This window comes from Paenibacillus sp. PK1-4R (genome assembly GCF_030369595.1).
In the GTDB taxonomy this organism is placed as follows: Bacteria; Bacillota; Bacilli; order Paenibacillales; family Paenibacillaceae; genus Paenibacillus.
On record NZ_CP126535.1, the window covers coordinates 6,604,969 to 6,618,015 of the forward strand.

General features: G+C 48.7%; 15 protein-coding genes. 1 reads left to right on the forward strand and 14 read right to left on the reverse strand.

The features are described 5' to 3' along the window. Position 1: 1 nt before the first annotated feature. Together QNO02_RS28675 and lspA are read right to left on the reverse strand one after the other, a co-directional pair. On the reverse strand, positions 2-1,192 hold the full coding sequence (locus QNO02_RS28675) for an ABC transporter substrate-binding protein (RefSeq protein WP_430982057.1): 1,191 nt from the start codon (positions 1,190-1,192) through the stop codon (positions 2-4). A 311-nt stretch (positions 1,193-1,503) separates the two neighbouring features. Continuing rightward, on the reverse strand, positions 1,504-1,995 hold the full coding sequence (gene lspA, locus QNO02_RS28680; protein ID WP_133386230.1) for a signal peptidase II: 492 nt from the start codon (positions 1,993-1,995) through the stop codon (positions 1,504-1,506). A 228-nt stretch (positions 1,996-2,223) separates the two neighbouring features. Here lspA and QNO02_RS28685 point away from each other — a divergent pair, with 228 nt between their 5' ends. Continuing rightward, positions 2,224-2,703 carry a heme-degrading domain-containing protein gene (locus QNO02_RS28685; protein ID WP_289390620.1) on the forward strand — a complete coding sequence of 160 codons (480 nt, stop codon included), beginning with the start codon at positions 2,224-2,226 and terminating at the stop codon, positions 2,701-2,703. A gap of 71 nt (positions 2,704-2,774) precedes the next feature. On the opposite strand, the gene QNO02_RS28690 is transcribed toward QNO02_RS28685, so the two are convergent. The 12 genes from QNO02_RS28690 to QNO02_RS28745 all read right to left on the reverse strand — a co-directional run bounded on the left by QNO02_RS28690 (position 2,775) and on the right by QNO02_RS28745 (position 13,033). After that, complete coding sequence (locus QNO02_RS28690) at positions 2,775-3,752, reverse strand: permease prefix domain 1-containing protein (protein WP_289390621.1); 978 nt, start codon at positions 3,750-3,752, stop codon at positions 2,775-2,777. A 6-nt stretch (positions 3,753-3,758) separates the two neighbouring features. After that, entirely contained in the window at positions 3,759-4,088 is a 330-nt protein-coding gene (locus tag QNO02_RS28695) for a PadR family transcriptional regulator (protein ID WP_017691704.1), read from the reverse strand. Positions 4,089-4,248: 160 nt separating this feature from the next. Continuing rightward, a complete protein-coding gene (locus QNO02_RS28700; RefSeq protein WP_289390622.1) occupies positions 4,249-5,196 on the reverse strand; it encodes a nucleoside hydrolase in 948 nt (315 codons plus the stop codon). Between the two features lie 244 nt (positions 5,197-5,440). Next, entirely contained in the window at positions 5,441-5,845 is a 405-nt protein-coding gene (locus tag QNO02_RS28705; RefSeq protein ID WP_017691702.1) for a DUF350 domain-containing protein, read from the reverse strand. Beyond that, positions 5,827-7,227 (reverse strand): glutathionylspermidine synthase family protein, encoded by a 1,401-nt coding sequence (locus QNO02_RS28710; RefSeq protein WP_289390623.1) that lies wholly within the window; start codon positions 7,225-7,227, stop codon positions 5,827-5,829. The genes QNO02_RS28705 and QNO02_RS28710 overlap by 19 nt, the downstream gene beginning before the upstream one ends. A 4-nt stretch (positions 7,228-7,231) precedes the next feature. Then, positions 7,232-7,516, reverse strand: a complete 285-nt coding sequence (locus QNO02_RS28715) for a hypothetical protein (protein WP_289390624.1) — start codon at positions 7,514-7,516, stop codon at positions 7,232-7,234. Beyond that, positions 7,516-7,938 carry a hypothetical protein gene (locus QNO02_RS28720; RefSeq protein ID WP_289390625.1) on the reverse strand — a complete coding sequence of 141 codons (423 nt, stop codon included), beginning with the start codon at positions 7,936-7,938 and terminating at the stop codon, positions 7,516-7,518. The genes QNO02_RS28715 and QNO02_RS28720 overlap by 1 nt, the downstream gene beginning before the upstream one ends. A gap of 313 nt (positions 7,939-8,251) precedes the next feature. Continuing rightward, entirely contained in the window at positions 8,252-10,333 is a 2,082-nt protein-coding gene (abc-f, locus tag QNO02_RS28725) for a ribosomal protection-like ABC-F family protein (protein WP_289390626.1), read from the reverse strand. A 98-nt stretch (positions 10,334-10,431) separates the two neighbouring features. Next, positions 10,432-10,593 (reverse strand): hypothetical protein, encoded by a 162-nt coding sequence (locus tag QNO02_RS28730; RefSeq protein WP_017691697.1) that lies wholly within the window; start codon positions 10,591-10,593, stop codon positions 10,432-10,434. Positions 10,594-10,706: 113 nt separating this feature from the next. Then, entirely contained in the window at positions 10,707-10,991 is a 285-nt protein-coding gene (locus QNO02_RS28735) for a YesK family protein (RefSeq protein WP_076333795.1), read from the reverse strand. Positions 10,992-11,044: 53 nt separating this feature from the next. After that, entirely contained in the window at positions 11,045-12,043 is a 999-nt protein-coding gene (locus QNO02_RS28740) for a glycosyltransferase (RefSeq protein WP_133386239.1), read from the reverse strand. 18 nt (positions 12,044-12,061) lie between these two features. Next, entirely contained in the window at positions 12,062-13,033 is a 972-nt protein-coding gene (locus tag QNO02_RS28745) for a phosphotransferase family protein (protein ID WP_289390627.1), read from the reverse strand. Between the last annotated feature and the right edge of the window lie 14 nt (positions 13,034-13,047).

Below are 13,047 nucleotides of genomic sequence, written 5' to 3' on the forward strand. Positions count from 1 at the left end.
CTTAACGCCGATTAGCAACCTTGTCCCATTCTTTGTCGAGTGTATCTAGATAGTTGTCGATGTTTTGATTCTGCAAAAAGGACTGTACGATGGAATTCAGCTGCACCGCAGCCGGAATATAGTGATCGGGAAAGTCAACAACCTTGCCCTGCTCGATATAAGGCATCAATTCCTGTACCGCAGGGTCATCCTGCTTCACATCTTCTACGGCAGAGAACAGCGTCTGTTCGTCAATGTATCTTCCGATATTTTCAGGCTTTAACAGGAACGCAATAAACGTCTCTGCCTGCTCACGGTTAGGCGTGTCCGCCGCAATGGTAAACAGGGAGTCGATCCCGTTCACCAGCTTGATCTCGCTTGCATCGTTGCCCGTTGGGAATGGGAAGAAACCAATGTCTACATTTGGGTTCGCTTTGCGAATCTCCGAGATGGCCCAGGTTCCCTGGATGTACATGAAAGCTTCACCGTTAGCAAAAGCACGGTTACCGTCCGAATAAGCTTTACCAAAGTTATCTCCGTGACCGTACTTCATGATTTCCAGCTGTTTCTCAGCTACCTCGCGGTACTTCTCCTTGAACGTCACTTTGTTATCGCGCCGCTCTTGGTAGAAATCAATACCGACCAGATTAGAGGCCAGTGCATTGAAGGGCAGACTCGTCTGCCAGTCATCCTTGTATGTGAAGTAAAATGGAATCTCACCTGCATCTTTAATCTTTTGGGCGGTCGCAATCAGCTCATCCCACGTCTTGGGCACGTCCAATCCCATTTCCTTAAACAGCGTTTTATTGTACATAATACCGTTTGCATTAGTCGCGTAAGGAATACCTGTCACTTCGTCCATACCTGTGAGATCGTTGAGCATTTGTATGTAGTTTGGATCAATCGTCTGGAGTAATGAACTATCCGTCAGATCGGTGAAAATATCACTCTGGGCCAGGATTGAATACGTATCCGTTGCCCCCATAGCCATAATATCCGGGATATCGTTTTTGACGACACGCGTCTTCAGTACTGTCTCCGCATCGGGCGGATTCACCTGTGTCACCTGAATATCGTCATGCTCCGCGTTAAACGTCTTGATCAATTCATCAAAGGTTGTTTTGGCTTCAGGCTTGTTCTGGAAAAATTCAATCTGCACTTTGCCATTCGCGCTATCTCCACTGGTACAGGAAGATAAAAGTACAGCCATCATTCCACACAGCAACATTGTCCCGAGAGCCTTGGTAAGCGTTCTTCTCATGTTGTACCTCCCTCAGCTTTATACGTAAAGATTTACCCATTCAGATGGTGAAATAACCATTTGGTTAATCCTTCCACATACTCATACTATGAGCGTTGGCTATACAAGCCTTTATTATTCCTAAAACGGTTTCGATAAAAATGAATCAAGACATTTCTTCCCATGACCTGAATCGGGCATAACAAAAAGGACACTGGATGATATCCAATGTCCCTCATTCAATAAGCTTATATTCAGCCACTGTAACGCTTTTATCCAACCTATTACGAACGCTCAACCTTCGGCAAAGCATTGCGTAAACGCTTGGCTCGATAACTCTGATATGCACGAATTAACATGCCGATGATGATCATGACCACACCGATGTTAATTGCGACATCAGCGAGATTCAAGATCCCGCGTCCTGACGGAAATACGAGGAAATCCGTTACCCGCGCATAGATAAATCGATCGATTGCATTTCCTAAAGCCCCACCGACCATAAAACCCGCGCCAGCTTGCATCCAGAAACCGCGAATCTCACCTTTACTCCGGTAATACAGCATGCCCGCTATGAACAGAACAGCAATCACACCGAACAGACGCGCATTTCCCTGAAACATGCTGCCCGCCATGCCACTGTTCTCATAATGCTGTAACTGCATGCCCGAGTCACCCAGTCTCATGACGTCGCCAACTTCCATATACATCCTCACTGCAATCTTGGTTCCCTGATCCACCAAAGTCACCAGCAGTGCTACAAAATAAAACAGCATCGTGCTTCTCCTCCTGCCTACTTAGCGATAACTTATTTTAACTTTAAGAGTTTTGAGTATATTAGGTTCCCTTCACTTTAACACAGCCGATGTACGCTCTCCAAATGAGCCGTCTTCAACCACGCCTATAACATCCACTAACATCGTCCAGTCCGCATTTGGAAGGTACTAAACCTATTCATGTCGAATGTAGACATCAATCATATATGTAAAGGGGCTGCCTGTAATTTGAACCTGACCATGATCGAAAAATTAAAGGAAATGCAGCAGGAAGAAATGGACTTGGTATTTGGCACATTTGATTCTGAAACGGCGCTTAACCTTGGCCTGCATCTGGTTGAAGAAGCGAAGCGTCGCTCCCAAGCCGTGACCATCGACGTTACCCTGAAAGGACATCGTCTCTTTTTGCATGCGATGGAAGGCACTCATCCCGACAACGAAAACTGGATTCGCCGCAAGAACAACGTGGTGAATCATTTCTCCTCCAGTTCTTGGCATACGGCTCTACGCCTAAGAAACGAGGACCAAACGCTTGAGCAGGATTTCAACCTGCCTGCATCTGACTATGTTCTGGCTGGTGGCGCTTTCCCGCTTATTCTGAAAAATGAGGGACAAGTCGGCACCATTACAGTATCAGGTTTGCCCGATGAAGAAGACCATGATCTGGTCACGACCGGAATTCGCTCGTTTTTGTTGCAGCAAAACTAGATTAAGTGGAGCAAAAAAAGCCCACCTGATCAATATAGATCAAGTGGGCTTTACTAGCTAAAGCAGCATGCTCAGGACGGATTTTTACTTTTCATAATATGGTACACATTGCTAAAGCTGCCGGAGAGAATGCCTGTAATCGGGAATATGGCCCAATTGATATCCCACCGTTGATATACAAAGCCTGTGAACAAGAAGATGGCTGTCGCCAGCGGCCATACAATCGCTTCCACGGCTCTCACAACCTTTACCTCTTGCTTCTTCTCTACCGTCAACTGGTGCTTCTCCAGCAAGTTCGTGTAAGCCCCCTGAATGTTCCCGTAATATACAAACAAGAATGCTCCTACCCCAGCCATGACCATAAAGGCAGATACACCATAAGAGGCGTAGTTATCATTGATAGAGGAGGCTGCGAAAATAAACACAGGAGACAGAATGCACAGGCAGACACCCGTAATGATGGCTATTCGATAAGTCAGAGCGAAGCTCTCCCGACTATGCTGAATACTCATTTTAAGTGTATAAGGAAGCTGGAAGCCCTTCTCCATATGACTGAAGCGTTCAAGCTTCATGCCACTGTGAATGAACATGCCTACCGCAATGGCAATGAGCACGAACATGCCGATCAGGCCCAGTACAGCCCCCGTTTCCACCGAACGGTTTGCAGCTGAAGTGGCATAGTTCTCAAATAAAGTATCCATGAAAATCAGAAACGCCACACCCAACGCGCACAATAAAACACCCAGCCCGATCCAAAATCCGGCATTTCTTTTGGCAGTGGTATATGCGTAGGCTTCTTCTTCCGTCAGCACAGGTACTGCCTCTTCCGCACTGACTGGCTGAATACCGAGTTCTGCAGTTAACTCCTCGATATTACCAAATTCCGAGATCACAATGCCGATGGCTTCATTCTCCGACTTGCCTTCCCGCTTCAACTCCAGGTACTTATCTTCCATCCCCGAAAGAAGCTCCTGCTTCAGATGCTCCACCTCGGGGGTCTTCGGTAGACCAGCAAACATGTTCTCCAGATACACCATAATTGTCTCCATGTTCCGTCACAACTCCCTGATAAATAGATTAACAACCTCCTGCGTAACCTTCCATTCCTCACACTTTTCTCTGTAATAGTCGAGGCCGGGCGGCGTAATCCGGTAATAGGTACGACGCTTTCCCAAACTATTTTCATCCAGGTAAAACGATTCAATATAACCGTTCTTCTCCAATCGGGTGAAGGCCGAGTATAATGTCGTCTCCTTCATGACGTACTTTTCCTCTGTCAGCTGCCTGATGTTCTTGGAAATCTCGTAGCCGTACGACTCCCCTTCGAGCAGCATGTAGAGGATCAGCGTATCATTGTAGCCACGTATAACGTCACTGCTGATCACAAAAGATACTCCTCCTCATTACTTCATCTGTCGTAGTAGTTGAAGTATAGCACAATTTACTACGACAGGTGAAGTAGTTATTCCAAAAATGGGCAATAAAAAATCCGTACCTGGGATAGGCACGGATTTTCTTCTTTTTCCTGCAGTTAAATTCCTGCGTTTACTGAATCGCTGAGAGAACATCCAGCAGCATGGATTTGAATTTTGGTCGATCAATGGCCTCACATACACGTACATTCGGCTCTTTGCCAAAACGTCCGTTGATATCCACCACACTGTATCCGCGTGTCAGTTCTCCTGCTGCTTCTACATCCACATAATATTGACCCGACTTGGTCATGATGGATTCATCTGCCGCAACAGCCATCAACAACGTATCGGGATGAGTAGTGCCATTCAGCTTATGTACCGACTTGTTGAACTTCATAACCACTTTGTTGATTGCGGTGAAGAAATCGGCACCCGATGTTCCGAGAGCTGCAATCTCTGCATGATCGTCATCGTCCATGACTGAATATTGCGTACACATTTCCCAGCCAACCATCGTGATTGGAATGCCCGCATGCAGTACAATTTTCGCCGCTTCCGGGTCCACGTAGAAGTTATACTCCGCCGCTGGTGTGATATTGCCCAGCGCATTATTCGTTCCGCCCATAATGTACAGGTGAGCAATCTCCGGAATAATCGTTGGGTCTTTCTGGATCGCCATTGCAATATTGGTCAGCGGGGCAATCGCCAAAAGTTCAATTTCACCCGGATGTGCATGCACCTTCTCAATGATAAAATCAACCGCGTGCCCGCTCTCGGGACGCTGATCCGCCTTCGGGAAATGCGCGCCGCCCATGCCGTCATCGCCATGCACGTCTTCCACTGTACGGTGCTGAGCTTTACCGTAGGCCATTAGCGGACGCTCGCAACCTTTATATACAGGCACCTTGCCGCCATGTCCAGCAACCTGTACCGTGTACAGGGCATTTTCAACCTCCTGGTCGAATTGTACGTTACCGCCCGTAATGGTGATACCTTCCACCTGAAAGTGATGCAATGCCGTCAGGATCGCAATCGTATCGTCTCCTGCTGTATCTGTATCGATGATGACTCTTCTCATGATGCCGCGCTCCTTCTACCGTTTGTTATTCATTTAGAACAAAAATACAACATTACACTTAATAACTCTGCGTACAGAACAATCTTAAGATCGCTGTTACCCTCAGATTTTTTTATATACCCTTTCAAAGGTAAAAATCCGATGATAAAAGCGACCGCTTCGCTTCTCCAGATTTTTTCTGTCCTCTTCGTTTTCGTGTAAACACTATATTCATTCTAAATTATCGTTTATCTCTAAGCTTATTTTACATCAAAAATGTACCGATGACGATGGAAACGCCGATGATAATCGAACGCAGCAGTTGTGCTACTGCCATATTGCCACGTGCGATTTCGTCGCATACCCGCATTTTTGGAATCAGGAAATCAAATATAATATAGACCAGGCACAGCACAATAATTCCAAACGCCGACCACAGCAGCATATCCAACCACGAATGCGTCGAGAAAGATACCATGCCCACAATAATACACAGTCCCAGCAATTTGCTACCCATATACATGCCTGCCGCCTCGTTACCTTTGGCGATCTCCTCACTATCGTTATACCGGGTCAATTTGCTAAAAGCGAAATATCCACATACCAATACAACCAGCAGAATGCCTACACCCACCGCCACATTCACGAGGTTTAATCCCAAGTTCTCCATTCCTTCTCCTCCTCATCATTCATCCGTACACGAACTGTAGCCGCACAATAATAGGCCATATCTCCAGTTACTTTCTCCCCAACCCTGGGTAACACCCCAGCCAAACGCCCACCGATAACAAACACTCCTGTAAGCAGATAGCCACTGTACGCTCCATCTTCCGTCTCGATCACGGCCTGTTCCATCGGAACCAGCTGCTGATAGATTTTGGGTTGGTTTTCGTAATAAGCTGCAATCTCTTCATCCTCGTCTGTTGCCCCAGTTGCAAGATTGGATTCCAGCGCCTCGTTAAGAGGATGCTCCATATCCTGCTTTCCAGAGGCATTGTCCGTTCCACCCTCCAGCAAAAGAGTTCCTCTACCTTCACGCCCCCAGTAGCTTTTGGCTACATATGGTATGGCGTCCAGTTCGAATGGCTCAGCCGAAAAATAGGTTGGTAGCAGATATCGGGAAATCACATCCATTTCTGCTTCATCAAAGAGGGTAAACCCGCAATATTCCGGGGTTTGCTCGTTACGCTCGTAGAGCGACCAGATCGCCGCCATGAAGCCTTTGCTCTGCATCAGGACATGCTGAACGGGATTCATCAAGCCTAGCCGTCCCTCACGTACAAGATCAAGCAGTGCAGCACCAATGTCCACTCCTGTCGTCTCATCCCGATCATCGATCAGATACTCCAGTGGATAAAGGCGATACAGTAGGTTAATCTCCCGACCCTGATGGTAAAGCGCCTCCCCCGGAACAATCTCCAGTTCATCCAGTGGAGCATAGAAGACTTCATATCCGGCTTCCTGACAACGTCTCATCAGGTATTCCGTATTCGTTCGATCTTCGACATGTTCGCCAAAAGAAGTAAACGTCACCGGACCCTGCAATCCTTGGTTTGCATAGAATTCCAGCCATATCCTGAAACACTGCCGAATACGTGTATCCATCTCGGCAGATGGCCCAGTTAGCGTAGTATCCTCAGCAAGAGCGACCAGAATATCTTCCAGTGTTGCAACCTCCGGGATACCCGTAGGGGTGTCCGTATTATTTTCAATACACTTCGGTCCAGCTTCTCCAATAATCCAGTCCTGACGGGTAATGCCTCCAGTTACCATCTCCATACGTGCTGCCGAAATAAGCCCCGGATGGATACCCAACTGATGCTCCAAAAAAGAATCCGGCATATATTGCTGGATAAATCGCATCACTTTACAGTAAATGCCGTCTACCGCCTCAGCTGCGGTACGCAGCTCTTGTATCTCCGAGGGAGAATAGACCGTCAATGCAGGCACACAATACTGCTTCCCGTACATTCGATGGTATGGAATCTGTTGTCCCGCTTCACCCTGAAACACCTCTTCGTGACTAAACGGCAGTTGAACCACTTGCCTCATCCGGTTATCCTCCCGAACTGCGGAAGAAGCTACCGAAGCCGATTGATTTGGACTTGGATTTGCTATAGGAGCTGTTACTGTCCTTGTTGCTTCGATACGACGACCCACCGTAGTAATAGTGCCCACTGCTGGAATCATATTCACATCCGGTATCATACTCCGGGTCACATTCATCATTGTTGCTGCCACAACCCGATAACACGGCAGGTACCGCCAGCATCAGGGAGAAAGCAACCAGCTTTGCTTTTGAACCGGGTTTCGATGCTTGCCCCCGCTCTTGGTCACTCATTACAGATCCACCTCTTTCATATAAAACAACACTTTCTTGCGATCCGCATCCAGCACGGAATACAGGAATTCATACGTCTTGCCATCGCGAACCATGTAATGGTCCAGCAGTTGCTCGGCAAGCTCCATCGTATAGGTGGATGACGCTGTGAGTTCCAACTCCTGAAACGAACTTCCATTCCACAACATATACTCTGCGCTGTACATGGAAGACATTTTGCACATCGCCAGCGCAGCATCCGCAATGGCTGCACCGTACTCATCCGGCATCTGTTGCTCATACGCCGTTACATATACTGCATGTTCCCGCCCATCCTGGCATTCATTGGACAGATGCGCCCAGAGTTTGTTTTTCACCAGGGTGGCATCCACCAGTTTGCGCATGAACAGTTCATCGCGTGTGACTGAAGTCTGTTCCAGCACCCCCGTCTCCGCCTGTCGATCATCCGACCAACTCCGATACGTCAATGAATAATAGATACCGATAACCTCCCTTTTTGCGAGCTCTTAGGTGAGCCGTTTCAATTCATACAAACGTATTTAACGCATGGGGAGGTAAAAAGTTACACTATTCCCCATGACATGTAAAAATAAGAACAGGTTGTCGCCCAGTTCTTGGATCAACAAAGCTTGAAAAAACAAGCAAATTCCGCGTTCGCTATGTAATTCAGTTCAAAAAGGCCGGAGATGATTCTCCGACCTCGCTTGTTCAATCTTATGCTTGTGCCATTCAGACTTATAACTCAGCCCACTGGGCCAATAGATCATTGTATTCAGCGGACAATTGCTCACGTTCATTCCAGATTTGTTCCAATTCAAGCGGATTGTTCTGCACCGTTTCCAGCTGTTGATCCAGCACCTGAATCTGTGCCTCAAGACGAGCCAAAGTCTGTTCCAGCTTCTCCGCAGACTGTTTGTTGCCACTGCCGTTTCTATGATTCGATACAGCTGTTGCTGAAGGAGTTAACGCCTTACCTGATTCAGTAGAAGCTTCATGATCTCGACTTCCATCGATAGCCGCAACAGTGGAACCGTTCATTGTCGAGGTTGCTTCTGGTTTCTTCCCTGATCTGGTAGTCCCGCCGGACGCAGACGTTAAACCTGACTTCATCTCTGACTTGGCGTTCCCACGAGAAGAAATTCCCACTCCTGCTGTAGCCTGAGTCGCCGCCGCCGAACGAGCTTGCAAATCAAGCTTCTTCTCGCGATACGCCTCATAGTCTCCCAGATAAGCGGTCATCTGCCCGTTCTCCAGTTCCCAGACACGGGAAGCGAGGCGATTGACGAAGTACCGATCATGTGAGATGGCAAGTACGGTCCCTTCAAAATCAACCAGCGACTCTTCCAGCGCTTCTCTGGATGCGATATCCAGATGGTTAGTTGGCTCATCGAGAAGCAGTACATTGGGTTTACACTGCACCAGTAGAGCCAGACGCAAGCGCGTCCATTCCCCGCCGGATAATTGCCCGACAGAGCGGAATACATCCGCTCCATAGAACAGGTATCGGGCCAGAATTCCGCGAGCCTCTCCCTCTTCCACGCCTGCTTCCAGACGGAAGTATTCGAGTACGTTCAGCTTTGGATTCGTGGGTTCCTCCTGTTGAGCCAGATACCCCACATCCACACGCGCCCCCCACTCCAGCTTGCCCGCATTGGGCTGCTCGTCACCAAGCAACAGCTTGAACAGGGTCGTCTTGCCGGAGCCATTGCGGCCAATGAGTGCAATTTTATCCCCATATTCCAGCAGACCCGAGACTCCGCGCAGGATTTCACGCTCACCATAGCTCTTCTCGACCTGTTCCAATACCGCTACCCGTTTACCCGTTCGATCCGTAGGACGCACATCGAACTCGGCATTGCGGCGCTCCAGTACAGGACGCTTCACCTGTTCCATCCGCTCGATGGCTTTACGCATAGAAGCCGCCCGTCTGAAGAACTTTTCATTCCCACCAACTCGGCCCCACTCCTCTAACTGGCGGATCGTTTCCTTCATTTTCTTGATAACCTTCTGTTGCTCCTTGAACTCCTCGAATTGCTGCAACAGCCGTTGTTCCTTCACTTTCATATATTCCGTATAACCGCCAGCAGACGTTTCCGCTTCTCCATCCTCCAGCTCCAGTGTTCGATTCACGACCCGATCCAGAAAATAGCGATCATGTGAGATCAGGACAATGGTGCCGGGGTATTCTCGTAAAAATCCTTCCAGCCACTCGACCCGCTCCAGATCAAGATGGTTTGTCGGCTCATCCAGCAATAACAGATCAGGTTTTACGATCAGCTGCGAGGCCAGCACAACCCGGGTCTGTTCCCCACCGGACAGGGAACCGAAGCGCCATTCATAATGCGCCTTGGCGATATCCAGACCGTCCGCCACCTGATCGATCCGCGCATCCATTTCGTATCCACCTTCACGCTCAAACTGGTCTTGCAGCGCTGCATAACGTTTCAACAGGCGCTCCAATTGATTAGGGTCTGCTGCACATGCTGGATCGGACATCTGCTGCTCCATTTCCTTCATTTGCGTGCGACATATCATAAGCTCCTTGAATCCAAGGCTCAGCACATCCAGAACGGTATGGTCATCCAGTCCTTCTGGAACTTGGGCCACGTAACCCATTCGTGTATCTTTTTTGATCATCAATTGCCCTTCATCCGGCTTGTTCAGTCTTGCCATCAGGCGCATAAGTGTGGTCTTGCCGCTTCCGTTGCGGCCGATCAGGGCGACCTTGTCACCTTCCATAATTTCAAACGTAATGCCGTCCAGCACCAGATGTGCTCCATGGTATTGAGTCAGTTGTTGCGCGCTAATCATCATCATAATAAGGTTCCTCCTATGGTATGGAAGATCCTGACCGCAACACAAAAAGAGCCGCAGGAGGTTAGCTCCGCGGCCCTTCAGAATTCAAGCAATATCGCTTATCGTCCGAATGAGGTCAAGGCAGGCATCTTCTCGCAAATGTTAACTTCCGTATATTCAAAATTGGACAGACTTCTCCCGTTGGTCAGAAAAGTATGAACAATGCCAGCCATAGCAATCGGCAGCTGGCTAATACGGTTGTTAAGCATCTCGTGATTCACCTGTCTTCACCTCCCTTGTCATAATTAATGTCAATATATCACAGACGAATGCGTTTCCGCAACCATCCCTTCGCCCAATTCAATCATACTGTAAAGTAGTTTCATTATCCCGCTTAGTTCCTGCCCCGTCGCCGAAGCATCACATCCCTGATCGCCACCGTAATAAGTGTTAACATTCCCGCGGCACCCAGTGATGCACCGAGCAGGGCATATCCGATGCCGTTCCACCCGCCAATATCGATGCTGATCATGATTACAACGGCACCGCCAAGCAAGGCCACACATGGCAATATATATTGAACCCACGTCATTCGCCGTCCTTGCAAACGGTAGATAAGCCATTCAATCAGCAGCTGCACCGCCCACATTCCCAATGTCCACAAGATCAATACTTCCATAAGGTTCCCCTCCTGTTGCTGGATGGATTAAGCCCTTTGTTACAGACCTTACGTTACTTCAACCAATCCGAGAAAAAGTTTTGGTACCCTTCTTTCATCTTCGTGCGCGAAAAAGCACCAAACGCATACTCCCGGTTGTCTTCTGACACACTGCGCGGCGCGGCCGCAGCCATGTTCACCAGTTCAAACCAGTTATCCTCGTTGCCTGCAAAGGCATGCGTGGATCGAATGTGACCGTAGCAGGCATGCTCCGGTTTCACGACCATTTTGCCCATCGCCATCGCTTCCGTCAGAGGCATCGCAAACGTATCAAAGGCCGAACAGCTCCAATACACCTTCGCAGAATTCATCAACGTAAATATCTCATCCTGCGTGAGCGCAAACTTAAGCTTCACGTTGGCAGGAATGTCGTACTTCTTCATGGTTTCCCGATAGCGCACACCGCCGAATACCATGTACACTTCCTTGTCCGGGTTCTGCCGAGCATATTCCAACACCAGATCCGGTCGACGGTTCGCTTCATCCCTACCGATCCAGAGCACCCGATTATGTACAACCTGACTCGGGTCATAGTGCCGGTTCGCCAGCTCTTCACTAAAGCCAATCGGGATGACGTTCACGTCATGTACGCCGAAATTGCGGCCAAGTTCTGTTTTCAAAAACTCCGTCTGTACAATCGCTTTATCCACCATCGTATAGAATGGCTTCATCATCTCATATCCCGTTAGTGCGGGATCGGGGAAACTGTGCGGGAACAATACACTCTTTGGTAGGAACATCTTCAAAAACGTAAACCCGGATACGGTGTAGATGACATGCTCTATATTTTGGCTATGAATCTGGTCCAGCACGATATCGTAATTCACCAGGTCACCTTTCTCATGCTCATACCCCGGCAACCAGTCGTATCCGCTGACATGACGCTCCGGCGAGATGAACACAATATCCACACCCAGCTCCAGACCAATCTGCTTCAGCCGATCCGCAAATACGCGTGGCCCTTGTGCTTCCGTGAATTGAATTTTACGCATAACAAGTCCGACTTTACGCAAGCTTCTCACCCCTCATTTCTATTCCTCACCCAAGTGCTTCATGCACTGTTCCAGCGTTGCTGCCGTCTCATGCCACTGGTTACGCAACTGTTCCTTCGGCCACACACATTCCTCACTTCTCAGGTCACCGTCAATCAAACGCAGCATCCAGAGCGAAAATACAATAGCATAGGCGTTGTACCATTCTGCAAAAGAAACCCGTTCAATCTGTACACCCAAGCTCCCCAGTTTGTCCAAATAAACATCCATAACCCGCTCTCGCAATGCAGGCGTAACCGTTCTGGGAAACAGCGGATGCGAGAGATCCACTAGATGAACTACGTCCCACAGCGGCGTATTCAGATGGGCATGCTCCCAATCCAAGATGACCAGTCTGCCGTCCACCTCCGCCATGTTACCTGGATGCAGGTCTCCGTGACACAAAACAGTAGGAAGTTCTTCCTCTGCCGTGAGGATCAACCTGGTGACTTTGTCCCAATTCGATGCGGACAGCTGCATATCCAGTCTGGATAACAGGTCGTCCGTAGATAGTCTGTGCATTTGTAACTCATCCAACATCGTGCGAATGGACGGTTTCTGGCCCACGCGAGGCAGCTCACTCCAATCCGTAACAGACAACGCATGCCATGCTGCCATATGTACCGCTACCCCAAGCATTGTCTCTTCTTGTGAATCATGCATCAGTTGCCCCAGATCCTCGTAGATCATCCAGCTCTGTGCCGGGTCAGTGGTAAGATCCGACGCTGCAATGAGTTGCGGATAAATCGGTGGCAGGCCTGACATTACACGCTCGTACATCCATCGTTCCCGTCCGTGCTGTGCAGGATTCGTCAGTGGTTTGAAAATATAACTTTCACCGGTAGGAACAGTGAATCGCTCCACATATCGTCCGTTCATTCCTTTATACAACTGTTCACGGCTTGTTATATATTGATCATTCAGCATTCCTTCGGGCGTCACCCAGCTGTATGCATCCATCTCTTCTTTCACGCATCCACCATCCG